Source organism: Erysipelotrichaceae bacterium 66202529, from assembly GCA_017161075.1.
Classification (GTDB): Bacteria; Bacillota_I; Bacilli_A; order Erysipelotrichales; family Erysipelotrichaceae; genus Clostridium_AQ.
This window is the reverse complement of the sequence record CP046174.1, coordinates 89277-114487: the sequence shown is the minus strand read 5'-3', so window position 1 is coordinate 114487 and position 25211 is coordinate 89277. Positions and strand designations below refer to the sequence as shown.

24 protein-coding genes are annotated in these 25211 nt (G+C 40.6%); 3 read left to right on the top strand and 21 right to left on the bottom strand.

Going from position 1 to position 25211, the window contains the following annotated elements:
* Window positions 1-59 precede the first annotated feature (59 nt).
* From GKZ87_00535 to GKZ87_00465, 15 genes are all read right to left on the bottom strand, one after another.
* A complete protein-coding gene (locus GKZ87_00535) occupies window positions 60-896 on the bottom strand; it encodes a 4-(cytidine 5'-diphospho)-2-C-methyl-D-erythritol kinase (protein ID QSI24086.1) in 837 nt (278 codons plus the stop codon).
* Window positions 897-980: 84 nt separating this feature from the next.
* Window positions 981-1838 (bottom strand): 16S rRNA (adenine(1518)-N(6)/adenine(1519)-N(6))-dimethyltransferase RsmA, encoded by an 858-nt coding sequence (gene rsmA / locus GKZ87_00530; protein ID QSI24085.1) that lies wholly within the window; start codon window positions 1836-1838, stop codon window positions 981-983.
* A gap of 13 nt (window positions 1839-1851) precedes the next feature.
* The gene (locus tag GKZ87_00525) at window positions 1852-2442 is read right to left on the bottom strand and encodes a DUF2812 domain-containing protein (GenBank protein QSI24084.1); all 591 of its coding nucleotides are present in this window, start codon (window positions 2440-2442) and stop codon (window positions 1852-1854) included.
* The gene (rnmV, locus tag GKZ87_00520; GenBank protein ID QSI24083.1) at window positions 2435-2980 is read right to left on the bottom strand and encodes a ribonuclease M5; all 546 of its coding nucleotides are present in this window, start codon (window positions 2978-2980) and stop codon (window positions 2435-2437) included. The genes GKZ87_00525 and rnmV overlap by 8 nt, the downstream gene beginning before the upstream one ends.
* Before the next feature lie 77 nt (window positions 2981-3057).
* Window positions 3058-3876, bottom strand: coding sequence for a peptidoglycan-binding protein (locus GKZ87_00515; GenBank protein ID QSI24082.1), 819 nt, complete (start codon window positions 3874-3876; stop codon window positions 3058-3060).
* A gap of 375 nt (window positions 3877-4251) precedes the next feature.
* On the bottom strand, window positions 4252-5841 hold the full coding sequence (locus GKZ87_00510) for an ATP-binding cassette domain-containing protein (GenBank protein ID QSI24081.1): 1590 nt from the start codon (window positions 5839-5841) through the stop codon (window positions 4252-4254).
* A gap of 588 nt (window positions 5842-6429) precedes the next feature.
* On the bottom strand, window positions 6430-7152 hold the full coding sequence (locus GKZ87_00505) for a nitroreductase (protein QSI24080.1): 723 nt from the start codon (window positions 7150-7152) through the stop codon (window positions 6430-6432).
* The gene (locus GKZ87_00500) at window positions 7146-7952 is read right to left on the bottom strand and encodes a PHP domain-containing protein (GenBank protein ID QSI24079.1); all 807 of its coding nucleotides are present in this window, start codon (window positions 7950-7952) and stop codon (window positions 7146-7148) included. The genes GKZ87_00505 and GKZ87_00500 overlap by 7 nt, the downstream gene beginning before the upstream one ends.
* A 42-nt stretch (window positions 7953-7994) precedes the next feature.
* On the bottom strand, window positions 7995-8870 hold the full coding sequence (locus tag GKZ87_00495; protein ID QSI24078.1) for a DUF2179 domain-containing protein: 876 nt from the start codon (window positions 8868-8870) through the stop codon (window positions 7995-7997).
* A 204-nt stretch (window positions 8871-9074) separates the two neighbouring features.
* Window positions 9075-10529 (bottom strand): family 1 glycosylhydrolase, encoded by a 1455-nt coding sequence (locus GKZ87_00490; protein ID QSI24077.1) that lies wholly within the window; start codon window positions 10527-10529, stop codon window positions 9075-9077.
* 27 nt (window positions 10530-10556) lie between these two features.
* Entirely contained in the window at window positions 10557-11474 is a 918-nt protein-coding gene (locus GKZ87_00485) for a haloacid dehalogenase-like hydrolase (protein QSI24076.1), read from the bottom strand.
* 15 nt (window positions 11475-11489) lie between these two features.
* Window positions 11490-12350: a DUF2179 domain-containing protein gene (locus GKZ87_00480; GenBank protein ID QSI24075.1), complete on the bottom strand. Its 861-nt coding sequence runs from the start codon at window positions 12348-12350 to the stop codon at window positions 11490-11492.
* 15 nt (window positions 12351-12365) lie between these two features.
* A complete protein-coding gene (locus GKZ87_00475; protein ID QSI24074.1) occupies window positions 12366-12707 on the bottom strand; it encodes a PTS lactose/cellobiose transporter subunit IIA in 342 nt (113 codons plus the stop codon).
* Window positions 12708-12731: 24 nt separating this feature from the next.
* Window positions 12732-13961 carry a PTS sugar transporter subunit IIC gene (locus GKZ87_00470; protein ID QSI24073.1) on the bottom strand — a complete coding sequence of 410 codons (1230 nt, stop codon included), beginning with the start codon at window positions 13959-13961 and terminating at the stop codon, window positions 12732-12734.
* A 20-nt stretch (window positions 13962-13981) separates the two neighbouring features.
* A complete protein-coding gene (locus tag GKZ87_00465; protein QSI24072.1) occupies window positions 13982-14296 on the bottom strand; it encodes a PTS sugar transporter subunit IIB in 315 nt (104 codons plus the stop codon).
* Window positions 14297-14516: 220 nt separating this feature from the next.
* Between GKZ87_00465 and GKZ87_00460 the strand changes: the two genes are divergently transcribed.
* The gene (locus tag GKZ87_00460; GenBank protein ID QSI24071.1) at window positions 14517-16436 is read left to right on the top strand and encodes a PRD domain-containing protein; all 1920 of its coding nucleotides are present in this window, start codon (window positions 14517-14519) and stop codon (window positions 16434-16436) included.
* A gap of 101 nt (window positions 16437-16537) precedes the next feature.
* Here GKZ87_00460 and GKZ87_00455 read toward each other — a convergent pair whose 3' ends face one another.
* The 5 genes from GKZ87_00455 to GKZ87_00435 all read right to left on the bottom strand — a co-directional run bounded on the left by GKZ87_00455 (window position 16538) and on the right by GKZ87_00435 (window position 19656).
* Window positions 16538-17236 carry an ABC transporter permease gene (locus tag GKZ87_00455; protein ID QSI24070.1) on the bottom strand — a complete coding sequence of 233 codons (699 nt, stop codon included), beginning with the start codon at window positions 17234-17236 and terminating at the stop codon, window positions 16538-16540.
* A 1-nt stretch (window position 17237) separates the two neighbouring features.
* Window positions 17238-18080, bottom strand: a complete 843-nt coding sequence (locus GKZ87_00450; protein QSI24069.1) for an ATP-binding cassette domain-containing protein — start codon at window positions 18078-18080, stop codon at window positions 17238-17240.
* On the bottom strand, window positions 18077-18547 hold the full coding sequence (locus GKZ87_00445) for a hypothetical protein (GenBank protein QSI24068.1): 471 nt from the start codon (window positions 18545-18547) through the stop codon (window positions 18077-18079). The genes GKZ87_00450 and GKZ87_00445 overlap by 4 nt, the downstream gene beginning before the upstream one ends.
* 3 nt (window positions 18548-18550) lie before the next feature.
* Window positions 18551-18979, bottom strand: a complete 429-nt coding sequence (locus GKZ87_00440) for a LytTR family transcriptional regulator (GenBank protein ID QSI24067.1) — start codon at window positions 18977-18979, stop codon at window positions 18551-18553.
* Window positions 18980-19275: 296 nt separating this feature from the next.
* Complete coding sequence (locus GKZ87_00435) at window positions 19276-19656, bottom strand: multidrug transporter (GenBank protein QSI24066.1); 381 nt, start codon at window positions 19654-19656, stop codon at window positions 19276-19278.
* A 306-nt stretch (window positions 19657-19962) separates the two neighbouring features.
* Here GKZ87_00435 and GKZ87_00430 point away from each other — a divergent pair, with 306 nt between their 5' ends.
* Both GKZ87_00430 and GKZ87_00425 read left to right on the top strand, forming a co-directional pair.
* A complete protein-coding gene (locus tag GKZ87_00430) occupies window positions 19963-21342 on the top strand; it encodes an FAD-dependent oxidoreductase (protein ID QSI24065.1) in 1380 nt (459 codons plus the stop codon).
* A 173-nt stretch (window positions 21343-21515) separates the two neighbouring features.
* A complete protein-coding gene (locus tag GKZ87_00425) occupies window positions 21516-23285 on the top strand; it encodes a DUF885 family protein (GenBank protein QSI24064.1) in 1770 nt (589 codons plus the stop codon).
* A gap of 101 nt (window positions 23286-23386) precedes the next feature.
* On the opposite strand, the gene GKZ87_00420 is transcribed toward GKZ87_00425, so the two are convergent.
* A complete protein-coding gene (locus GKZ87_00420; GenBank protein QSI24063.1) occupies window positions 23387-25030 on the bottom strand; it encodes a putative manganese-dependent inorganic diphosphatase in 1644 nt (547 codons plus the stop codon).
* Window positions 25031-25211: the final 181 nt, after the last annotated feature.

The window sequence follows — 25211 nt, the reverse complement described above, 5'->3', positions numbered from 1 at the left end:
ATGTCACAGTTTCGCTTTCATAGCTATCGTATACTAGGCTGCAGTCAATGAATGGTATCTTATTTTATGCGAGTCTGACAGACAAAATTATGTCCATCATTCATGTTTTGGTATGCAGCCTGTAACAGCTCTTTATTTTTTGTGATTGCAAAGACGGTACTGCCGCTGCCACTCATCAGTACAGCGTCAAATCCCATATCTTGCAGCTTTTCTTTGATATGTGCAATTTCAGGAACCAGCTGAAAAGCGCTGTATTCCAGGGAATTAGAAATCACATGCTGAAGCTTTTTTAACTCGCCTTTTTGCAATACCTCCATAACCGCAGTACAATCCGGATGATCGCATTTCTCAAAATCAAGCATAGAAAAAGCTTTTCCGGTCGGTACCCCCATGGAAGGCTTCACGAGCAGGATAAAAAAATCTGATGGCATGGAAAAAGGAGTGATTCTCTCACCGATTCCCTGAACAAGTGCGCATGTTTCCATAATGCAGAAGGGGACATCGGCGCCTACCTGTTTCCCAAGCTGCGCCAGCTCTTCCAGAGATATATCCAACTGCAGATAATCACGGATTCCGCGCATGACAGCTGCCGCATCTGCACTGCCTCCCGCAAGACCTGCCTGTGCAGGAATATGCTTGCTTACATGGATATGAAAGTGTTCTCTCAGGGAAAAGGTGCTTCGCATCAGCTCCACTGCTTTAACGACCGTGTTTGTTTCATCCATCACCAGCTCTGCATCACTGCAGGTATAGCAGTCCTCATCAGCCAGTGTAAGTGATAGCTCATCATGAAGTGCAAGGGGAACCATGATCATCTCCAATTCATGATATCCGTCATCCCTTTTGCATACAACATTCAAACAGATATTGATTTTCGCATGTGCCTTTATCTTCATTTTTACCTCCAGCTTCCTGCCCTTTGGACACGGGAACAGATATGGTATGAAAGGTGTTTTAAAATACTTCTATCATAAAATAAATTAACTTTCACACGTATGTACCTCATATAATCGTATAAATTCCTCAAGCGTAACGCTTTCTGCACGTCTTGCACATGCGATACCGCTTTTTTCGAGCTCATCTCTAGCTCTCTGCTTGTCCTGTATGTATTCCCCGTAATTATTCAATATAGTTTTTCTTCTCTGGCGGAAGCAGGCTTTCACCAATGGAAAAAACAATTCCTCATCGATATCGGAAGGTGTTTCCTTGAAGCGAAACTGCAATACCGCACTGTCAACATTCGGCTTTGGCAGAAAAACATTTTTCGGTACCTTCATAACCGGCAGCACCTCACAGCGATATTGGGTAATGATACTCAGCGCATTGTAGTCCTTTGTATTAACTGTAGCCGCAAAACGATCCGCGACCTCTTTTTGCATCATGACTGTAATTGCGTCGATAGGCGCACCGGATTCAAAAATTTTGAATAAAATCGGTGTCGTAATATAATATGGCAGATTAGCTGCCACAACGATATCACAGCCTTCTTTTTTATACGGCTCACACCAATGATTCAGATCAGTTTCCAAAAAATCTGTCATAACAAGCTCAAAATTATCGTATTCCTGCAAGGTATCTGCCAATACCTCTGGCAGACGCTCGTCAATTTCAAAGGAGATAACTTTTTTTGCATATTCACACAGATACTGTGTCAATGCCCCAATTCCGGGGCCGATTTCAAAAACGACACAATGATCGGAAATAACTGCATGGCGGGCTATCTTGTCTACGATGCCGGATTCGATCAGAAAGTTCTGTCCGTAATTCTTTTTCGCAAACATTCCATGTGTTTCCAGAATTTCCTTTGTTCTGGATGGTGTCGCAATGGGTTTCTTCATATGATTATCCTTTCTAAAACAGCAGATAGAAGGTAGATACCAGCAATTCTATCAGCGTATATACGATTCCTGTCAGCAGGACTGCATATAACAGGTTTTTCATAATTTTTATCAGATTGCTGTATTTTGCTGTACTTTTTACATCATAGAGCAGCGGAATGCTAAACAGCAGGAGTGTAAAAATGAAAACAAGTGGTTTTCGCAGCCCCTCCTCCTCTACACGGACACAATACAGCAGGGAAAACAGATACAGCATATTACATGTCATTTTAAAGATTCTGCGCTTTGTATACAGCTTCATATCCAGAAGCGGTAGCGGCTGATTCAGGTTTTCATGATAAAAGATGACACTCAGACCGTTCCGGCAAAGTACCTTCCATCCCTCGCTCAGAAATATACTTTCATCCGCATCGTACTTTACATCATAAAAGCAAATACGGATATGCTGCCTGTTGCCTTCGACAAAACGAAAGTTCATGAGCGCACCAAGCATAACATAGCGAAACGACTGCAATTCCCAGCCTTCCTGCAGGATTTCAGATAGCCAGCTTTCCAGCTGTTCCTTCTGCTTCAGCGCACAGGTCACCTTAACTAGTTCATTCATGCGACTGTTCCAGTAATGCTGCTACATCTTTCCTGTTTAGCTGCAGCATATTCAGCCGTTTGTACAGTGTCTTTGCATTCGGCCTTCCAAGATGCAGCGCATGTGCAACCAGTTCGCGCTTTTCAGCACTATCCGCTTTTCCATTCAGCCCCAAATCAAGATATTCCTCATAGCTCAGCGTATCATGGAGTTCTTCATCATATGTCATCAGATGGGATAAAGCCTCCAGAATATCCTCACGGCTGGCATGTTCAACACCGACCTTTTTGGAGGTCCTTGCCTTTGCCTTGTCAATAAAGGCATTTTTACAGCCAGGTACCGCAGTATTGATACAGGAGCGTATCTTTTCTCCGGGAAAATCAGGATCGGTGAATATGATTACGCCGCGTGTTTTCTGGGCAAGCTGTATCTGCCGCAGAATTTCCTTGCCAAGATGCGTGCCATGGGTTTCTATGGTATCACAGTCCAGATAGCTTTTTAGTACATTTGTGTCGTTTTTTCCCTCAACAACGAGGATTTCTTTCATCTTCACAAGCATCAGCCTTTCCTTTATATTTTACCATAAGTTGAGGTAATGCAAAAGGACATAGAAGCTAAACTTCCATGTCCCGATGATTATAGTGCACAGCTTTTGGCACCGCTTTTACCTCCCTCACGGATAATCTGTGCCTTTGCCTGCGTGTTTTGTACTGGTACGATTGCACCGGAGTTTTCACTTCCGATATACAAATCAATGTGATTTCCCTGAATTGCTCCCCCGCGATCCAGTACGATTGCATAATATGGCTGATCCGGCGATATACCGCTTCCGCTTAATCCATGGTCACTGATTTTCAGAATTGAGCATAGTGGTATGCTGGGATCCGCAGCCACGATATAATACTTGCCATATTTAATACCCGGCTGCCAAGAGCCATCCGGCATCTGAACACCCAGGTTCAGATCCAGTGCTACCCCCAGTGAAGTACCACCCCGACCGCTTTCTCCGCCGCAGCCATAGCAGTCAACACCATAGGTTGTGATTTTTGGTTGAAATACCTGTGTGGATTCCTTTTCCATCTGTTTCAGTCGTTCCTGTTCCTTACGCTCTTTCTCCAGCCGTTTCTGACGTACACGTTCTTTAACGGCCTTTTCTTTCATTTTTTTCGCATAGCCCTGGACATCGGATTTTAGAAGCAATACACCATGCTCATCCCTCATGCTTTGAAACATGGTATTGCGCTCCTGCATGGGATCATACGCTTGAAAAGCCATGGCTGCCATCGTGTTATCCTTTGTTTGAATCAGGCTGTTTGTATGAAGGGTATCAACAGATACCGTATGTTTATTATTCACAGTGTTCAGTGACTTCTGTGTGACAGAGGCACTTGAAGCACATCCATATAAAGCGAAAACACACATGAATAAAGCGAATTTTATTCGTTTTGAGTTCATTGATGTTCCTCCTTTTACGAAACAGACACTAGTCTAGCATACTTTTTTTAACTTGTCCAATATTTTTATTTTTTAACATGTATTTATGTTTATTTTCCCCTCTACATTGTATTTTATACATAGGAAATTTCAAAAGCATTTATGCCAGACCCTTTAAATAAAGGTATCTATGAACTATTGTATGATGTAAATCTGAATTTTATGTGAAAATTATATTGTGATAAACGCTAATATATTCACAAGTTGTATTTATTTTTTCATTTGTTTCAGTTTTATGAAACCGCTGTCGCTCCCCTGTTTATCGCTTTATCCTGATGTTTCTTTCACTTGTGAAGAAAACATGAAAAAAAGCCCTTTTTCAGGGCAATTTTCTATTTATTCTTCGATTCCGTATTCCTTTTCCAGGTAATCGTCATAGGAGGTACGACGATCAATAACCCCGTCATCCTGAATTTCTATGATGCGATTTGCGATTGTCTGTATGAACTGATGGTCATGACTGACAAAAATTAGCTCTCCCGGATATTTTATCAGTGCATTATTCAATGTCTGAATAGATTCAAGGTCAAGATGGTTGATCGGATCATCCATCAGCAGCAGATTTCCACCCTCCAGCATTGTCTTTGAAAGCATACAGCGAGCCTTCTCTCCACCGGATAATACATTGACAGGCTTCAAGGGCTCCTCACCGCTGAAGAGCATTCTACCAAGGAAGCCGCGTATGAAGGACATATCGTCTATATCCGTATACTGTGACAGCCATTCGCAGATGCTCTGTGTACCTTCAAAATAAGAGGTATTATCATCCGGAATATAGGAAACCTTGATTGTCTGTCCCATCTGAATACTTCCTGCGTCCGGTTCCAGCTCCTTGGCAATCAGCTTCAGCAGCAGTGTGGTTTTTAATGGATCACCAATCAATGCGACCTTATCCCCCTTCATCATGTTGAAGGATATATTTGTCAGCTTACAATCTTCGACCTGCTTCTCGACATCCTCTATATATAATATAGAACGGCCGCTCTCACGCTCCGGTTTAAATTCAATAAACGGATATTTTCTGGTAGACGGCTGCAAGTCATCCAATGTGATTTTATCCAGAATTTTCTTTCTAGATGTTGCCTGTCTTGACTTTGAAGCATTCACAGAAAAGCGTGCTATAAAATCCTCCAGCTCTTTGATTTTCTCTTCCTTTTTACTGTTGGCATCCTTCATTTGACGGCTGATTAGCTGACTGGATTCATACCAGAAATCATAATTACCGGCAAACAGCTTAATTTTTCCATAATCTACATCGGCGATATGTGTACATACCTTATTCAGAAAGTGACGGTCATGACTGACGACAATCACGGTATTTTCATAATTCATCAGGAAATGCTCCAGCCAGGAGCATGCCTTAATATCCAAATGGTTTGTAGGCTCATCCAGCAGCAGTGTGTTTGGCTTTCCAAAAAGTGCCTGTGCCAGCAGCACCTTGACCTTATCACTACCGGACAGTTCCTTCATATTCAGGTCATGAAGCTCTACCGGGATTCCCAGTCCGTTCAACAGCGTTGCGGCGTTGCTTTCCGCATTCCATCCATCCATATCTGCAAATGCTGCTTCCAGCTCTCCTGCACGGATACCGTCCGCTTCACTGAAATCCTCTTTACAATAAATTTCATCCTTTTCACGTTTGATTTCATACAGTCTCGTATTTCCCATAAGAACCGTTTCCAGCACGGTATATTCATCAAAAGCAAAATGATCCTGTTTTAAGGTGAATACTGTTTCATTCGGCTTGATAATAACCGAACCGGTATCCGGTTTCAGCTCTCCGCTGAGTACCTTTAAAAACGTAGATTTCCCGGCACCGTTCGCCCCGATCAATCCGTAACAGTTTCCATCTGTGAATTTTAAATTTACATTATCATACAGTGTCCGTGATCCAAACCGTACACTGACATTTTGTGTTTCAATCATTTTTCTACCTCCAGGTGTTAACAATTATGCATTATATCACACAAACAATCAAATGTGCAGAAAACATACGTTTCTCTACAAATATAAGGAATATAACAGTAAATTCAATGGGACGTTCTTCTTTTCTGCAGGAGCTATCACAGGAAGAATGAAAATATCCATTGTTTTTATGGCAGCAGATTTCTCCATCTGATTCGACGCTATCCTTAATCAATCCTTTCCTTATTATGAATCGAAATACACATCATGATTCATATTTTCAAGCATTGATTTCCTCATGAGAAAAACCGCGATGTATTTAGGCTGCTTCCTTCATCATGTGCATGGTATCTAGAGGATTTGATATTATTGCTATAGCATGTTCGAGGGGAATATATGAAGAGTACTGTTCATGCATTGTTTTTAGTCCCTGCCTTATAATGAATATGATTTATACGCGCATACTGACAGGCAGCGGTTGTTGTAAAATTCCTTTTCCCTTATGTCACCTTCCTATAATCCTTCGTTATAATATAGAAAAGAACCCGTACACGGATTCTTTTCTATATTATAACAGCATGTCAGTACTTTACTGCAGTATGTCTGAATTTACTTTTTTTGAAAGACTGCCGGATTTCCCCATGTCCAGCTTCCAGCATCCGCACCGATTTCAAAATGCAGCATAGCGATTCCCAGATCCAGCATTTCATGTGTTTCAGGATGCGATACCTCCGCATATACACAATCGTTTTCCCTTTGGAATTTCACAGGCTGCCTGAATAATGCAGACGGTGCCAACTGTACAGCCTCCATCCCGCTTTTCATCCAATCCGGACACTTTGGTGTATAATTGGACATTTCCTCAATGGTTTTGCCTTTTCTTCTTGTAGCGCGTGAAATCAGAACCTCCTTCATTGATTTTTTATCTGCCGTATAGCCGACTGCGATAACACAATATAGTTGTTCTCCTTCTTTCACATAGGGAGCCAGTGCCGCTTTCGCAAAGGTACCACCTACCCAGCACGTTCCCATATTCCGTCCAACCGCTTCCAATACGAGTCGCTCGCCAAAGTAACCAAGCTTTTCCTGCATATATACATCACGATAGTTTCCCATCATCATTATGAAATTTTCAACATTATGAAACATACCATAGCTGTTGCGAAAGCCCTTGAATATCTCAGGATGTCCACAAACCAGCTTCATATGCAGGCCGTACCTTTGATTATATTCATGAATACGTGTTTTCAAAAAGCTTACATCCTCGTCCCTTAACGGCTGATGCAGATAGCTTCTTCTGGAATGTCTTTGTTTTATTGCATCCTTTAACATACATTTTCCCCCTTCGCTTTTGATAAAAATGTGAGCTCTTTACGGAATCTGATTGGAAGATCATAAATTATTTCAGTATTAACAATATCAAAGCATTCCCTGTCACCATATTTTTCCGGAGCATGTGCATCCAATCCATACACAGCTTCAACATCATACATACATGCGATTTCCCAGAATCTGCGATATGGATACGTATACCGGTAGTCTTTACCAAGCTGTTTTTTCCCATACCGCAATCCGTTTAGATTTACCTCCAGAAGAACACCGTGCTTCTGCGCACTAGTACAAATTGTATGTGTCGCTTCCTCACAGGCAGTTGTCCAGGTTTCCTTACCAAACATGAACAGATCCGGATGAGCGATAATATCTGGTAATCCTCTTTCACAGGCTTTCTCAATCAGAGAAGCATACAGCAATACATCCTCATCACTGTGATCATCATAAAATTCAGGGCCGTATAGCGAAGAACCGTGCTGTCCCAGAATGAGAAAATCCATATCTTCCTTATATTGCATAAGCTCATCGAGCTGATCTTCAAAATACTCAATTTCCATACCTAGTCGAATCTCTATCTGATCCTTATATGTATCCTGAAGCCTGCGTACGCTGCTTATATAGTCATAAAGCTCTTCCTTATGCATACGCTCCCCTTTTGCATATCCGTTTTTATAAGGAGCATGATCACTGAATCCCATATAACGGTAACCATTTTTTATCGCTTCCTGAACATAGGCTTCATCCTCTCCCTCTGCATGCCCGCAGCGCTTTGTATGACTGTGATAATTAAAATCCTGCATTCCACATCCTCCTCTCATAATTTCTATTTTATATAAGGAAGGCTATAGTTCTTCCTCATACGTGAATCCAAGTCCCTGAACCTCATTTGCCTCCATAACAATTACAAACGCCTCCGGATCGATATGCGATACAAGATGCTGCAGCTCAGGAAGCTGTTTCTTTGCGACTACTGCCATAATAACAGGCCGTTTCTCTGAAGAATACCCGCCGGTTGCCTCCAGAATGGTCGTTCCCCGTTCCAATGCTTCGTGAATCCGGTCCATAATTTCCTTATGCTTATTGGATACAATCATGACATTTCGTGCATCATGACCGCCAATCATCATTGTTTTATTTATCATATAGCTGCTTACCCAGACAGACAGAATGCCGGTAAGAGCAGCCTGTAAACCATAGACCGCAGCTCCCAGCAGTACGGTAAGTGCATCAACTATCAGCACTAATGTAGGAAGCGGTATGTGTGTATACTTATTGATAATCAGTGGTGGTATATCCATACCTCCAGTACTTGCCCCGGTACGAAATACACAACCCACTCCGATACCCATCAATGCGCCGCCATAGATGGTAGCCAGATATTTATCCATGATAAAGGTGTCCGGTGCAATGACATTTTTCGCCAGATAGGATAACAGTGTCAGCAGCAGCGGATAACAGATGGTACTCAGTATCGTTTTCGCCGCAAATTTCTTTCCCAGGATAACGGATCCTGCAAGAAACAATACCACCGTTAATACATTTATGACAAGCTCAGGATTCAGATGAATCAGCGGCTCCAGTGCGATTGCAACCCCGGCCAGTCCTCCTGTTAAAACATCATTGGGAAGTATAAACCAGGCGACCCCCATAGCCAGCGCGATATTCCCGGCAAGAATCCATAACGTATCCTGCAGCATTTCCTTATTACTTAACTTCACAGTATCCCTTCTCTCTTTTCATGCTCTTTCATTATAGCATATTTTACATAACCTAACCTGTATATCTGTATTCTTCCCTATAGTTACTTCCTTAGTATTATATACAAAATGAGGTATTCAAAACTAAAAAAACAAATATAAAAAAAGCGGTACCGGTACAAAGATATCCCTCTCTGTACGGAAACCGCCTTTTCACACTCTGCTTTAATCTAAATCCTCACCGTTTGTTTCGATTACTTTTTTATACCATGCGAAGCTGTCCTTCTTGATTCTTTTTCCACTGCCCTTGCCGTAATCATCATAATCCACATAAATGAAGCCATAGCGCTTTGACATTTCTGAAGAAGAACAGGAGATAATATCAATTGGCCCCCATGGATAATAACCAATAACCTCGACACCATCCATAACTGCTTCCTTCATTTGCCGAATATGCTCTCGAAGATAATAGATACGGCGAGTATCGTGAATACTTCCATCATCCTCTACCTTATCAAACGTACCAAAACCATTTTCCGCAATAATAATCGGTTTCTGATAACGATCATAGTAATAGTTTAATACCGTTCTTAAACCAAGCGGATCTATACTCCATCCCCATTCACTTGCATCTAGATGTGGATTCATAATCGCCCCATCCTCATTTACACCATAGTCCTTCATGCTTTCCTCAGAAGAACATATTGTATAATAATAAGATATTGCTAAAAAGTCTGATGGATTCTCCTTTAATACCTTTTCATCCTCTGGGCGTATATCCAAGTGAAATCCCTTTTCGTTAAAGAAGCGGATTGCATATCCTGGATATTCTCCACGTAACAGTAAATCAGAGAAGAAGTATTCCATTTGATTGCGTTTCATCGTAGCGAACACATCCTCTGGCTTACAGGTCAGTGGTTCACTCAATCCGTTGTATACCATCATCCCAATTTGGAAATCAGGATTTATTTCATGTCCAATTTTAACAGCCGTTGCCACTGCAGTACACTCATTATGAATCCCCTGAAACTTTGCCTCCCATAGATTGTCAACCTTATCTGCCGGAATCCCCAGATGATTAAAGGATTCATGATGAATCAGATTAATCTGATTTACTGTAATCCAGTATTTAACCTTATTTTTATAGCGCTTAAATACAGTTTCCGCATATTTTACGAACATGTCAATGGTTTCTCTGGAATACCAGCCGTTATATTTAGTGGCAATGTTTAACGGCATTTCATAGTGAGAAAGTGTAACTAATGGTTCCATACCGTTTTTAATCATTTCATCAAAGAGATCATCATAAAATTTCAGACCCTCTTCATTTGGCTCTGCATCATCTCCATTTGGAAAGATTCTTGCCCAGTTTATAGAAGTACGAAAGGTATTCAACCCCATTCCGGCTAACAGGTGAAGATCTTCTTTATACGTATGATAGAAGTCTATCCCATAACGCTTTGGATAATAGCCTTCTTTGTCCTGCAATGCAAATTCAATATCCTGCATCGTCGTTTCTTTGTTGGATTTCTTTTTCAAATCGCCTTTATCCTGCACCTTCAGCAAATCCGCAACGCTTAATCCCTTGCCGCCTTCCTGATAAGCGCCTTCTGCCTGATTAGCTGCAATCGCTCCACCCCATAAAAAATCCTTTGGAAATCCTTTTACTATTTGTTTCATAATCTTCTCCTTTTTATGATTAAATCTTTATCGCAGTACGGAGGTAGCCATACGATTATACGTATGCCGTTTTCCTCGAATCACAATACTATAGGTCATAATACTTTCTGCGATACATCCTGCATGGCCTGCATCTCCAATATGATGAAGATCAGTTCCACTCATTTTGCATAGTAAAGCAATATGACGAAGCGTTTCTGTATCTGCATCCTCCTGTGATGTTCCAATCGCAGTTAATGTCATGACTTCAAGGGAATGACAGTAGGAAACAAGGTCACATACATAGTCCAGTGTGATACCTGGTACTGTTCCTGGAGCAGGTAACAGGATGATATCGGCACCTGCTGAAACAAGAGCTTTGATAGTATCCTTTGAGATGATATTGGCTCCTGCTTCTTTCAAACAACCTGCAGCGTGCATTTTTCCCGCAATAAGAATGACTTTATCTCCAACTGCTTCTTTTAGTTTCTTAGTTGCTTCTATCATTGCAGCATTTGTAACACCGGTATCTGGATTTCCAGTGAGAACGATATAATCCACTCCCAGTTGAACAGCTTTTTCAGCTGCTTCTACAGTTGCCATGCGTCCTTTACATAATTGTACCTGTTCTGTTTTTAAATCGCTGCTATCAGGAACCGGTTCCAGATTCAGACCAACCAGCTTCCCTGTGTAGCTTCTCAGTGTATGAATGCAATCATCTGAATTAGTTCCATCAATATTTTGAATGAATGGATGGAATACATCGAATTTATTCAAAAGTAGCATGTCAGCACCAAAGGCTGCATATAATTCTCCAATCGATGCATTATCCAGTGCATCAGGAGCTCCATTCATTGTCATTTCAGAAACAATGATTCTACCTTCACTAGATTGTATTGCAGTTAGCTTTTCTTCCTTACTCATATTTAGCAATTCACTTGCTGTACTACTTAACATTCGCTTCATAGCTTTTCCTTTCTATTACCGAAAGCCTTCCCCTTTTACACGATTGACGTCCTTAACAATCAAAAAGGCGTTCGGATCAATTGATTGAATCTTTGTTTCTAATTCTGTATACTGCTTCCTGGACACAACGCACAGCAGAATGGTACGAAGGGCATTCGTATATCCTCCATGCCCTTCCAGTATCGTAACACCACGGTCTACTGTTTGCAGAATATAATCCTGTATTTGTGTAGTGTGCTTCGAAATAATTTGAACTTCCAGTGCCGGCTGTGTTTTCATCATAATTACATAATTGATTGTTTTTCCGCAAACAAAGACTGATACAATACCGGTAAGCGATGGAGCTATGCCATAGGTTATAATTCCTAATAGTACAGTGAAACCATCTACGAGCATAACGGAGTTACCTGATGGAATATGACAATATTTCGTTAGAATCAAGGCCGGTATATCCATACCGCCGGTACTTGCATTCGCTCGAAAGACAATACCAAGCCCAATTCCCATAAACACACCCGCATAAATGGAAGCCAGTAGTTCATTCATCTTGAAGCTTTCCTGTCCAATGGTAGATACAATCATTGATAATAGAGTAATCATAAGTGGTGAGGCAATAGCAGAAACTATTGTTTGTAAAGCAAATTTTCTCCCGAGTAGAACTACCCCCAGCAGGAATAAGCCAATGGTCAATATATTTATCATCCATACAGAATTGATATGTATGATAGGCTGAAGTGCAACACTGACACCCGCTACACCTCCTGTTAAAATGTTATTAGGAAGCACAAAGAGCGTAACGGCACAGGCAACCATAAAATTACCAATGAGGATAAGAAATAAATTCCTGAGCTGTGTTTTTACTTGATCCGGATTCATACGCAATACCGCATATCATCCTTTTGATTCCAGAGCTTGCAGCCTTTTTTCGTAGCTTTCAAAAATTGTAATCATCTGCTTTGTAATATTTAGTTCACTATAGACTGTCATCAATGTGTCCTGTGCATGTGCAAATAATAAAGAATACTCTTTTTTCTCACCGCGTGTCTCATCCTGTATCGCATCCGTTTGTAACTGATGTGCTTTCGTGATATCAGCCTGAGCTTCCTTCATCATAGCTTTTGCATTTATAAAATCATAATTACTGATATAATCCAGAGCCTTTTTGCATTTTAAGCGGGCATCTCCTGCGTGCAGAATAATCTGCATTGCATTCTGTACAACACATTCATCCATAATTAAATCTCCTCTCAATATTTTTTAGGCTTTGTTTGCAGCCTGTTCTTCATTTATACATTGCTTTTCATATACCTTAAAGAAAGGATAGTAAATCAGTAAGGTTACCGCGAAAATTGCGAATACCAATATTATTCCAGTTAAGGCCCCACTAGTAGCAAGCCATGTACAAATCGGATATGGGCAATACCACAACTGAAAGTTAATAACCGGAATTGGAGCAAATGCAATCACCTTTGTAAAAATCCATGCAAGAGAAACAGAGGCGATACTACACAACCACATTGGAATCATCAAAATCGGATTCCATGCGATAGCACCGAATACGACCGGTTCATTGATATTGAAAATCGAGGGAACAATTGTCGCCCTTCCCAGAGCCTTTAATTTCACAGATTTTGATTTTAACATTAAAATAGCCAGACCAAGAGTACAACCGGCACCTCCGATTGCCATATAAGCATAACCGAAGGAATTCGTAAATACATTTGCTGCACCTGCGGCATTAGCTGTAATTGCTGCCAGCTTAATCGGCGTAGTTATAGGTGTTAATACCCATGCTGAAATTCCCATAGAATATAATACAATGGTAATAAAGTCAATCAAAAGGAAGCCCCAGAAAGTTTCTGTGAAGGAACGCAGCGGCTGAAAGATACTTAAAACAAGATTATAGAAATCAAAGCTCAAAATATCAACAGCTATCCATCCCAATACAACAACAGTAGCTACAGGAAGCATCTGATCAAACCAGGCTCTAATGAAATCTGGCAATACAGAATCTTCTTTAAAGAAAGAAAATTTTCCATAAGCGCGAATGATTAGTCCTGCGATTACACCAGTTAATATAGCAATAAACATACCGCCTGCACCAAATGCACTATGGGAGAAGCCAACCGCTTTATCTGCAATCAGCTGTGGTGTAATTGCAATGAAATATAAAATCAGCCCACTGATACCGCCTATGATCCTTGACCTTCTCAATCTGCTTTTTTCCATCAGATTATACGGAATTAGAAAGGCAATCATCACGGAAATAAGCCCCATGGTCCATCCGTTTGGTGTCCAGAAATTAGGCCACCATTCCCATTGAAATATATCTCCGGGCAGTGTTAACATTGAAAATATAGAGCCAAGAAAGATCAAGGGCATTACCTGATTGATAGAATCCTTCAGAGTAGTCACCCAGATGTTGTGATTGATCTTATTCATTTTTGGAGAGAACTTTGTCTCCATCCAATTTAAAAATTTATTCATACTAATCTCCATCCCTATCCTTATTTATTCATTTCAGATTGTAAGTGCTGGATTGCCGCTTCCCCATTTAATGTTGAATAATAGTCTGCTTTCATTAAAATAACCTTTACCTCTGTTCCATGAGTATATTCATCGACTTCATCCAGAATATATGCAAGGTGCGGGCCAACCATCAGCGCATCGATTTCATCAATATAGTTTTCGATTTCTGACTCGCTTCTTGCTTTAATATCAATTTCCAATCCCTGTTTAGAAGCAGCCTTTCGCATATTTGCCGCCATAAATCCGGAGCTTGCTCCGGAACCACATACCAATAATACATTTAACTTTTTCATTTTATAACCTTCCTTTCGGGTACCCTCGTCCTTTGACACTTACATTATGCATACTATTTATTTTCTTTTCCACTAAACTTTTGCACATTGCTCAGGCAATTAATTAATTTCCCCTAGGGCGGGCAATTTTCTAGTAGCGATTTGAAATCATTGAACGTATAATAAATTTGTATCTTTTATTACAATACCATTGATGACATTATTAAAATGGGAGGAGCTTATGAAACCGAATCGTTTAAAGTTGATTAGAGCAATATATGAATTACAGCCATGTACAGTAAGTACACTGTCGAATCACCTGGGTGTTTCTGTTCGCAGCATTAAAAGCTATGCACATGATATCAACATGGAATATCCGAATGCTATATCATCCTCTCGGGAAGGCTATACAATCAATCAGAGCATAGCCAAAGCCATATTAGACGAAGATAATAATCATGTTCCACAGACCTCGGAAGAACGTGTTGTTTTCCTAATAAGTCAGCTCATTAACCATCATCAGGATGAAGCTATTGACATCTATGATTTATGTGATGAAATGTTCATCAGCCTTTCTACTCTCAAAAATGAATTGCAGAAGGTAAAGCGCCGGTTGGCAAAATATGATTTGGAGCTGATTTATCAAAGAGACCAGATTTCTATTAAAGGTCTGGAAAAAAACAAAAGAAAGCTGCTCAGTACCCTGTTATATAATGAATCCAATGTTAACTTTGTCAATCTGAAATCTCTGCAGAAATCATTTATTGACATCGATATACCCTACATTAAAAATACGGTACTCCATATATTTGAGGACTATCATTATTTTATAAACGATTATTCACTCATCAATCTGGTGCTCCACATCACCATAGCCATCGATCGGATCCGTAACAATAATATCAATACACAAAGGATTGACGAGCAGCCTGCCGTACATTTACATGAATATGAGCTCGCTGAAAAGGTAGCAAAGCAGCTAGAAGAACACTTTCATATTGTTTACAGTAAGGCAGAGATATATGAAATGACGCTTTTGATTATTTCAAGAGCTACCACGATTGATTATAAAAGCATCAATTCAGCAAATCTGGAGGAGTTTATCGGTAAGGAATGCCTGGATCTGGTTAAAGAACTGATTTTAGACATCAATTCCTTTTACTATATTGATTTAAGCGAGCAGGAATTTCTGATTCGGTTTGCTTTGCATATTAAAAATTTGCTTGTGCGTTCAAAGAACAATTATTTCAGTAAGAACCCGTTGGCAGATGTTATTAAAACGTCCTGCCCTCTTATTTATGATATATCTGTTTCATTTGCGGCAACGATAAAGGATAAAACAGGAATTTCTATCAATGATGATGAAATAGCTTATATTGCATTTCATTTGGGAAGTGTACTGGAAGCGCAAAAGAGTCTGACAGAAAAAATCACAGTAGCTCTGTATTGCCCAAGCTATTACGATATGCGTTTAAAGATAACCGATGTTATCAAAGAGTATTATTCCAATGATGTATTGATAACCAACATCCTGACTGATGAAAGTGATCTGGATAAAATAAAGGATACAGATCTCATTATAACAACGATACCTGTTTCCGCGATAACCGCGACACCTATGATTCTGATCAGCTTATTCTTAAATGAAAAAGACCGGCAGCTGTTAAATGAAAAAATAGAGCTTATTCGGAAATCGAAGAAAAGAAAGGTGTTTGAAGGTTACCTGCGGGAATTATTACTTCCTGATTTTTTTGAGGTTTCCCATCAGGGATTTCCAACGGAGAAAGAATGTATTACCTACATGGTGAAGAAATTGATATCCTATGATTATGTCAGTCCTGATTTTGAGGAGGAGATTATCTCACGGGAAAATATGTCATCAACTGCGTTTGGCAGCTTTGCCATTCCCCATGCTATGAAAATGCATGCAAAAAAGACAGGAATAAATATTATAATAATTAGTGAAACACCCATAGCATGGAAGGAGCAGCCGGTTTATCTGGTTCTCATGCTCTGTTTCAATAAAAACGACCGCTATATTTTCAATGAGATATTTGACCCGATCACTATGATATTGAGTATCCCGGAAAATGTTAGAAAAATTTGCGGATGTAAATCCTATGAGGATTTTATATCAACTATGTCTGATTTACTACAGTAGGTCTGTATCAATTCCTCCTGAGCTATCAATTAAAAACAGGCTGTAATGCGCCATACAATTCATGGCAGATGCATTACAGCCCTTTTAGGATAAAAATATAATCATGCAAGCAGATGCTTTTTCCGATACATATACACATACACAATCAGCACAACCGCTAAATTTACCACTACAATAATAACAGAGTCTATGGATAAGGGTGTCTTACTGACAGATATTTGCTCATATATCTGCTGGGAATATAGAAACTGACCGAATTTTCTGATTGACGCATTAAACATGGACAGCATTGGAAGAAAGGAGGTCACCAGCATCGCAGGAACAGACAGACCGCTGGCCGCCGTTTGATTCTCAGCTATTACCCCGATCACTGCACCAATTATGGAGGAGATCAGAACTCCTCCGGCATTCAAAAGAAGAAAGACAGGTAGCTCCTGTAGCGGATATTGTCCTACCAGCCCCATAATCAGCACGCCTATCATACATAAAACAAATGCATAGCTTCCAATTCCCAATATATACTCCATCGGCTTCACATTGGACATCATCAGCATGCGCAAAGAGCCCTTTTCCTTCTCCTCGCTGATGATAGCAGAAATAATGAGAATCGGTGCCATGCAGACATACATGACGGAAAATAAGTTTACAAAGTATCTGGGCGGCAGCTGTAAATCACCGGCAGATAATGTCAAAACAGCGGCAATCGCCGGAAACATGACAAATTGCACAAGCGTAGGCTTGTTGCGAAGTGTGTCCTTTCGCTGCTTGCGAATGATGGCATGAACATGATGCAGGTTCATATCAGATCAGCTCCTTTCCTGTAAGGGATATAAATACAGTTTCCAGCGTTGGCTCCATAGAATGGATTGTTTTAATCTGTCCTTTTTCAAGAAGCTTCACGAGCTGATCTGTATCCTGCTTCATATCCTGCAGCAGGCTTCTTCCATCACTGGTCATAACTTTGACCTGATTGGATGTATTATATTTACAACAAATGTTTTCCGGCGTATCACATTCAATAATCGTACCCTCATTCAGAAAAGCTACACGGTCACAAAGCCTTGCCGCTTCTTCCATATCATGCGTCGTCAGAAATATGGTAACGCCGTTTTCTTTCAATTCAAACAATAGCTCATGAATATTAGCCGTCGTGGCAGGATCAAGTCCTGAGGTAGGTTCATCAAGAAATAAAACCTTTGGCTGATGCAGCAGTGCTCTGGCAAAGGCAAGGCGCTGCTTCATCCCCTTGGAAAGCTTCATTACCGCTGTTTGTGCACTTTCATGAAGTGATACGCGCTGCAGTGCCGGTTCTATGACCTCCTGCGGAAGCTGATACAACCGACGATAAATATCAAGATTATCTATACAGGACAAACGATCATACAGCCCTGATTCATCCAGCAGCATACCAATCTGTGCATACTCACGGTCTTTTAGACAGTCTGATGCTGTTCCCAATACGCAGGAGCTGCCGCTGTCCTTTTTCAACAGACCGATTAAAATACGTATCAGGGTAGTTTTTCCGGAACCGGAAGGCCCCAGCAATCCGAATATTTCCGGTTTCGATATCGAAAAGCTGATATCTTTTAAAACCTCTTTCTCTGCAAATTTCTTCTGTATATGCTCTGCTTCCAAAATCGTCATTTTGCTTTCTCCTTTTTTGCCTTATATGCAGCCAGCAGCTTCTGATATTCCCTATCCTTTTTACGGGTGGCATAAATACTGAGAGAGGTTGCCACTGTAAAGCAGGTCAGAAAACAAACAATAAAACCAATCCATGCCTCATGATTATCAACCGGAAACCAGCGGCACACATAAATAAACGGCAGGATCAATGCCATAGACATCGCAATACGCAGTACAATTTTATATGTCAGACGCATATTGGACAATACTCTGGGATGATCCAGAATAATATTACACACTGCAAGGAGAGCGGCCAGCGCAAGGATCTGGAAAACAGCATGAAAGGAAATACCGCCCTGCACATAAAAGCTGGATACTGTTATAACCTCATTTCCAAACAGCACACCGGAAATCGCAATACCGCAGATAGCTGTAAAAAACGAAACTGTGATTCCACTGAAAAACTTAACCAGATTTTTATACATGAGCTATTCCCCTTTCAGCCTTTGCTTAAATGCCTTCGCATATGTTCTCGTCACCATATGCGAATCTCCATTATCAAGGTATACCCGGATTCTGGAGCCGATATCTGAGCGCATGCTCATAACATGGGTCATATTGATTATCGTCGCTTTGTTAATGCGTATGAAATCATCATTCAGCTGTTCCTCAATCTGATAGAGCCAAAGCAATGATTCAAAGCAGCCCTGTGCAGTATATATAAAGGTACGCTTTTCTACCGATGCAATAAAGCAGACATCCTCTGCCCGTAAAAGATATTCCTTCTCCCTCTGATATCCGACCAGCCGCTGCTGCATAGCTGCCAGAAGACGGAATGCTTTTTGTTTTTCTTCGACTGTATCAAACCGTATGCGGACATCGAGCTGCTGTGAATCCTTACCCTCCATGATTTTCATGCTAAATCCTCCTGCTTTTATTATATTGGCACTGCTGCTTAAAAGCCATAAATTTAAACCAAGTTGCAGGAATCCGCAACTCACCTGCAAATAAAACTACAACAGATAAAGTGGTTCTTATATCCCTGAAGACAAGCAAACAGCATGAAAAAAGAAGAAGGAAAGCCCCTGTGCATTTCGGAGTTCTCTTTCTTCTATCATTTTAAGATGCAGTTTATCTATTTCTTCATCATTTTCAGGCGCCGTATTTATCCATTCCTGATAAAACCGATAAAGTACTTGTATCTGTTCAATCGCTATTGAAATATTTCCTGTAGAAGGGAGCGCGGCTGAACCTCGGGAACACATACACTTTCCGTACGCAATGTCCCGGTTATCGTATCGCCCTTCCCATCACCTTCGGTAATCACCAGCTGATTATGTTTCCAATCGGCACGCAGATCCTTGCGAAAAGCAAACAGCTCTTTATTGTGAAGTACCATCAGGATATAGGATTCCTTATGTACACCGCTTACCAGATCAGAATAAATTTCCTGTATTTTCTCCTTCAGCTCATAGGTTTGCTTTGTATTGCTGTCATAGCGTATCTCGTAGTCAATTTCAGCTCTCGCATTCCCATGAATCATCGCTGCTGCCATGAAAAACCATAAACAGCCAATTATCGCATAACGTTTCATATCTTCACCTCATAGCTGCAGTATGGACTGCTTTGTGCTGCTTATACCTTTTTCATATAAAAAAGACAGCTTCATATAAAACAGTATAACGTTTTGATACATAATCACTCATCACAGCATTTTCTATGGGTGCAACCTTCATAACAGGACGATATGACTATATAAAAGAAAAGAAGACAACACCCTCTGATACCGTTTTCATAAAGTTTTCATGAATAGCACTGGCTTTTTTCTGTTTCTGTGATAAAATACCATAGGAAAAACGAGATTTCCCGAAAGTTATACATATAACGATGGAGGTAATTTATGGATTATGATTTATTGATTGTCGGTGCCGGTCCCGGCGGTATCTTCTCTGCCTATGAGGCGATGAAACTAAACCCGGAATTGAAAATTGCATTATTTGAAACAGGAAACCCGCTGGAAAAGAGAAAATGTCCGATTGACGGTGTTAAGATCAAATCCTGCATTAACTGTAAGACCTGCGCTATTATGAACGGGTTTGGAGGAGCAGGAGCCTTTTCCGATGGAAAATATAATATTACAAATCAGTTTGGCGGTACGCTATATGAACATATCGGCAGAAAAGAAGCAATCGATCTGATGAATTATGTCGATGAAATCAATGTCGCAAACGGAGGGCAGGGTACCAAGCTCTATACCAATGAAAATACACATCTGAAGAAGAAATGTATGCAGAATGACCTGCATTTACTGGAAGCAAGTGTGCGCCATCTGGGTACGGATGTTAATTATATTGTTTTGGAGAACCTGTACAATCAATTGAAGGATCGCATTGAAATCCATTTCCATACCCATATTGATGCAGTGGAAAAGCTGGAAAACGGATACCGATTGATCAGTGGTGACAACAGCTTTACCGGAAGCAAATGTATTATATCTACAGGGCGCAGCGGAAGCAAATGGATGGGCAGCATCTGTGAACGGCTGGGAATTTCCACAAAAAGCAACCGTGTGGATATCGGAGTACGTGTGGAGCTTCCCTACAGTATTTTCTCCGATCTGACCGATGAGCTATACGAAAGTAAAATCGTTTACCGTACCAGTAAGTTTCAGGATAAGGTACGTACCTTCTGCATGAATCCGCGTGGTGTTGTCGTCAGTGAGAATACAAACGGAATTGTAACTGTAAACGGACACAGCTATGAAGACCCTTCCCGTTATACAGAAAATACAAATTTTGCCTTATTGGTAAGCAATCACTTCACTGAGCCGTTCAAAGACAGCAATGAATATGGAGAGAGCATTGCCCGCCTTTCCAATATGCTGGGCGGTGGTGTAATCGTTCAGCGCTTTGGTGATCTGATTCGTGGACAGAGAAGTACAGATTCCCGTATAGCCGAAAGTTTTGTGACACCGACTTTATCCGCAACACCGGGCGATCTGAGTCTGGTGATTCCTAAGCGCCAGATGGATGACATCATCGAGATGATTTATGCATTGGACAAGGTAGCACCGGGTACTGCCAACGATGATACACTGCTTTACGGCGTTGAAGTAAAATTTTATAATCTGGAGGTTGAAATTGATAACCATCTGGAAACAAAGCATGAAGGCTTGTTTGTAATCGGAGACTGCAGCGGTGTTACCCATTCTCTTTCCCATGCAAGTGCGAGCGGTGTTTATGTCGCACGCTATCTGTATGGAAATGGTCGAACAGCGTAAGCTTATAAATTGCAGGCAGTTAAGTTAATCCTCAAATACTATACACATTTGTTGTAATTTTAAAAGTACAGGGATTCAAGATAGAAAAGATGGAGCCTCCATCTTTTTTTCATATTAAATTGCTTATCCGGTAGCTGTTGGCTATAATATAAGTAATAAAGAGAGGAGATTGTATGAAAACGTTAAAAAGACTCACCGTTCTTACGTTATCCGCAGTGATGGCGCTATCCATCGGCGGCTGCTCTAAAAAGGACAACAAGGAAGAACAGAAAAAGTTTGATGAGTTCATGAAGCAGGAATTTGTCGAATCTATGGAACAAAGCTATCCAAATACGCATATTATTCTGGAGAATCCCAAAAATTACGGAGTAGATACAAGCAAAACTAAGATTCAAATTGATAAAGAAATGACAGAAGCCACCTTTAAGGAAAACAAGGAGCTTACGGATAAATCCGAAAAGGCTTTTGAGGAATTTGACCGTGATGCATTAACAGATGAGCAGAAGGATACATATGACATTTATAAGTATATGCTCGATTATACTTTGAAAATGAATGATTCCAAATTTGAGCATATGTCCATGCCGCTGGAATCCATGACAGGAATGCATACACAGCTTCCTACGATGTTCTCTGACTGGACACTGCGTAATGAGCAGGATGTAAAGGATGTCATTGAACTCATGAAATCCGTAAAACCGTATATGGATAGTATTCTTGATTATACAAAGAAACAGGAAGAAAACGGCACCCTGATGCTGGATATCAAATCCGTAAAGGAATATTGTGAAAAGGTTGTTAAGGAAGATGTGAACAGCAGTGTGCTTACCGGCCTCAATGAAAGTATCGACAACCTGAAGCTGGGTGATGAAAAAACAAAACAGTATAAAGCTGATTTGAAGAAGGCTTTTCAGGAATACTTCCTGCCAGCTTACAGCGATATAATAAAAGCAATGGATGATCTTGATTCCTCGAAGAACAATACGATGGGTCTTTCTCATATGAAAAATGGTAAGGCATATTATGAGCTGCTGTTTCAGCAGGCTACTGGTACGGACAAATCCGTTGAAGAAATCAAAAAGGAACTGACAAGCATGTCGAGGTCTTCTCTGTTAGGTGCACAGGCTGTTATTTCAAAAAATAAGAAAGCGTATGATTCTTATGTTAACGGCGAGATCAAAACAAAATACAAGGATTTTGAAAGCATGCTGAAGGATCTTGATACTGATATCAAGGATGATTTCCCTTCTGTAGGAAAATTGGATTATCAGATCAAGCCAATCGGTGAGGATCTTGCATCAGGCGGTGTTGCCGCTTACTTCAATATTCCTGCTCTGGATGGTACGACTCCGAAGCAGATTCGTGTAAACATGTTAAAGGATGCACTGGATGTTCAGGCGTTGGAAACCTTCTCAACCGTAGCACATGAAGGAATTCCGGGACATATGTATCAGATTGCATATGCGTATAAGAATGTAAAGGATCCATGGAGAAACAGCCTGGCAAATTACCTCGGTTATACGGAGGGATATGCTACCTATGTGGAATTATACGCCCTGAAATATCTCAACGGAGTGTCCGAAGATGCGGTAAAGCTGCAGCAGAATATGGTTGTATATCAGGATTGCCTGGTTGCCCTTGCGGATATCGGTATTCATTATGAAGGATGGACTGAGCAGGAAACACAGAGCTTCCTTGAAGAGAATGGACTCGGAATTACAGATATCAGCGCCTTCTACAATCAGATACAGGCAAATCCGACAGCATTTATTTCCTATTATGTAGGCTATGTACAGCTTGCTAATCTGAAAACGGATGCACAGGATGAATTAAAGGATAAGTTTAATGACAAGGATTTCCATGAAGCGATTCTGAAAAGTGGTTCTGCGCCGTTCAGTGTTGTTGAAAAAAATGTAAAGGCCTATATCGAGGCTGCCAAATAAACAGTAATCAATGACTAAAGTCTTATCGTACTATACGGTACTTCACATTGTCCTCTATAACATGAAAAAGACAATTCATAACCGAATTGTCTTTTTTCATATTAGTGTACGGAGTTGATGATGGCTCTGGAAAGCAGTGGTACAATTTGATTTTTTCTTGACAGTATATCCTCCTGAAAGCTGTGCTCTTCTTCAAAATGATTGGGAAATGCTTCAGCTACTACATCCGATATCTCTCCTGCGGAATAAAATACGGAGCCGTTTTCTAAAATACTTGTAAAGGCAACTACAAGAAGATCAAGCCCTTTTTCCTGTGCAAACCTTTCCATTTCTGTCTGCAGAATCTCCTCGATTTCCTTAGCTTCACTCACCTGGTAGGCGATGACCTGTGAAATCATTACTGTTCTGCCATCTATTTCAAATTTCTTAATATCCTGATTCAACAGCTCCCGCGGTGTTTTATTGCTGATATTGGAGCTGACCTTAAACATTTCCTTGGCAAATGTATCAATATCCAGCTCTGCCGTTTCTGCCAGCATTTTCGCAAGTCCCTTATCCTTCGCAGTAGTTGTCGGTGATTTAAACTTCAGTGTATCAGATAAGATTGCACCCAGAAGCAGACCGGCTATATCCTTAGGTATGCTCATCTGGTTTTCCAGATAAATGGATGTGATAATGGAAGCTGTGCTGCCGATAATTTCATTACGGAAGGATATCGGACGATTTGTGGAAATATCACAGACACGGTGGTGATCCACAACCTCAAGAAGATCTGCTTTTTCTATGCTTTTCACAGATTGTGCATATTCATTATGATCCACCAGTATCACTTTCTTATTGTGCTGATTCAAAATGTGATATCGTGATACATAGCCAATCAGATGATTTTCATCATCAATCACAGGATAACTGCGATATCTTGATTTCAGCATTTTCTTTCCTACCTCATCGACAAATTCATTTTTATTGAAGCTGACCAGATCCGTTTTCATAAGCAGCTTGACCGGAGGTGAAAAGAAAAGATAACGCGAGGTATTCATCGTCCCATGTCCAGATAGAATAATAGGACAGTGATATTCCTTCGCAAGCGCAATGACACGTTCTTCAATACGCTCTGTCCATACAGCAACAAGGATACCCGCACCCTTACGGATTGCCGCTTCCTGTGCTTCTGAGTCATTCCCTACAATGACAAGCCGATCCTGCAGCTCATAGTTGTTCAGCTTTGTTTCTGCAATCGCGATAACACTGGTTTTCCCATTAAAGTGATAGTTCCTGTCTGTATACACCATTTTACCGCTTACTGTTTTTGCGATATATTCGGGTGGTGTTTCCTGCAAAAGCTGAATAGCGACCGCAGTATCACCAAGACCAACTGTAGCAAGATCTGATTTCGTTACCATTCCCATCAGCTTTCCCTGTGCATTGATTACGCCATAGGACTGCTTGTTTTGTTCATTCATCAGTTCCAGCGTTTCCATAATCGTTGTCTGCGGACTGATAGCCAGCGGGCCGTCGATATCAATTTCATCCAGCGTGGCACGGGCATCCTCAAACAGCATAGGCAGTTCCATATGAAAGCGGTCAAGCAGATATTCCGTTTCGGCATTAAGTGGTCCAAGACGGCATGCGACAGCATTATATCCCTGACGTTGTTTCAGCTTTGCATAGGCAATAGCGGATGCGATAGAGTCTGTATCCGGGTGTCTGTGCCCTGTAATATAAATTTTTTCCTTGTTCAGCATATGCTCCTCCTTTTCTACTACATTCATCCCTGACGATATGATTATAAAACAGATTGACGCAAATTCCTATAGAAAGTACTTACTTTTGTCAATGCTATCTATATTATGGATGAAAATATAAGGAAAAGAAAATGAAATGCTTAGAATAATCTCTTGTTCATTTTGAAAGTAATTCACATAT

Excerpts from the sequence above, each read along its gene's own strand:
- GKZ87_00440 (QSI24067.1), bottom strand. The coding sequence starts at position 18,979 with ATGAAAATCATGGAGGGTAAGGATTCACAGCAGCTCGATGTCCGCATA.
- GKZ87_00480 (QSI24075.1), bottom strand. The coding sequence starts at position 12,350 with ATGAATCCGGATCAAGTAAAAACACAGCTCAGGAATTTATTTCTTATC.
- GKZ87_00425 (QSI24064.1), top strand. The coding sequence starts at position 21,516 with ATGAAAACGTTAAAAAGACTCACCGTTCTTACGTTATCCGCAGTGATG.
- GKZ87_00515 (QSI24082.1), bottom strand. The coding sequence starts at position 3,876 with ATGAACTCAAAACGAATAAAATTCGCTTTATTCATGTGTGTTTTCGCT.
- GKZ87_00490 (QSI24077.1), bottom strand. The coding sequence starts at position 10,529 with ATGAAACAAATAGTAAAAGGATTTCCAAAGGATTTTTTATGGGGTGGA.
- GKZ87_00535 (QSI24086.1), bottom strand. The coding sequence starts at position 896 with ATGAAGATAAAGGCACATGCGAAAATCAATATCTGTTTGAATGTTGTA.
- rsmA (QSI24085.1), bottom strand. The coding sequence starts at position 1,838 with ATGAAGAAACCCATTGCGACACCATCCAGAACAAAGGAAATTCTGGAA.
- GKZ87_00500 (QSI24079.1), bottom strand. The coding sequence starts at position 7,952 with ATGCAGGATTTTAATTATCACAGTCATACAAAGCGCTGCGGGCATGCA.
- GKZ87_00460 (QSI24071.1), top strand. The coding sequence starts at position 14,517 with ATGAAACCGAATCGTTTAAAGTTGATTAGAGCAATATATGAATTACAG.
- GKZ87_00485 (QSI24076.1), bottom strand. The coding sequence starts at position 11,474 with ATGAAGCGAATGTTAAGTAGTACAGCAAGTGAATTGCTAAATATGAGT.
- GKZ87_00510 (QSI24081.1), bottom strand. The coding sequence starts at position 5,841 with ATGATTGAAACACAAAATGTCAGTGTACGGTTTGGATCACGGACACTG.
- GKZ87_00450 (QSI24069.1), bottom strand. The coding sequence starts at position 18,080 with ATGACGATTTTGGAAGCAGAGCATATACAGAAGAAATTTGCAGAGAAA.
- GKZ87_00505 (QSI24080.1), bottom strand. The coding sequence starts at position 7,152 with ATGTTAAAGGATGCAATAAAACAAAGACATTCCAGAAGAAGCTATCTG.
- GKZ87_00525 (QSI24084.1), bottom strand. The coding sequence starts at position 2,442 with ATGAATGAACTAGTTAAGGTGACCTGTGCGCTGAAGCAGAAGGAACAG.
- rnmV (QSI24083.1), bottom strand. The coding sequence starts at position 2,980 with ATGCTTGTGAAGATGAAAGAAATCCTCGTTGTTGAGGGAAAAAACGAC.
- GKZ87_00470 (QSI24073.1), bottom strand. The coding sequence starts at position 13,961 with ATGAATAAATTTTTAAATTGGATGGAGACAAAGTTCTCTCCAAAAATG.
- GKZ87_00430 (QSI24065.1), top strand. The coding sequence starts at position 19,963 with ATGGATTATGATTTATTGATTGTCGGTGCCGGTCCCGGCGGTATCTTC.
- GKZ87_00455 (QSI24070.1), bottom strand. The coding sequence starts at position 17,236 with ATGAACCTGCATCATGTTCATGCCATCATTCGCAAGCAGCGAAAGGAC.
- GKZ87_00445 (QSI24068.1), bottom strand. The coding sequence starts at position 18,547 with ATGTATAAAAATCTGGTTAAGTTTTTCAGTGGAATCACAGTTTCGTTT.
- GKZ87_00420 (QSI24063.1), bottom strand. The coding sequence starts at position 25,030 with ATGCTGAACAAGGAAAAAATTTATATTACAGGGCACAGACACCCGGAT.
- GKZ87_00475 (QSI24074.1), bottom strand. The coding sequence starts at position 12,707 with ATGGATGAATGTGTTGTACAGAATGCAATGCAGATTATTCTGCACGCA.
- GKZ87_00435 (QSI24066.1), bottom strand. The coding sequence starts at position 19,656 with ATGAAACGTTATGCGATAATTGGCTGTTTATGGTTTTTCATGGCAGCA.
- GKZ87_00465 (QSI24072.1), bottom strand. The coding sequence starts at position 14,296 with ATGAAAAAGTTAAATGTATTATTGGTATGTGGTTCCGGAGCAAGCTCC.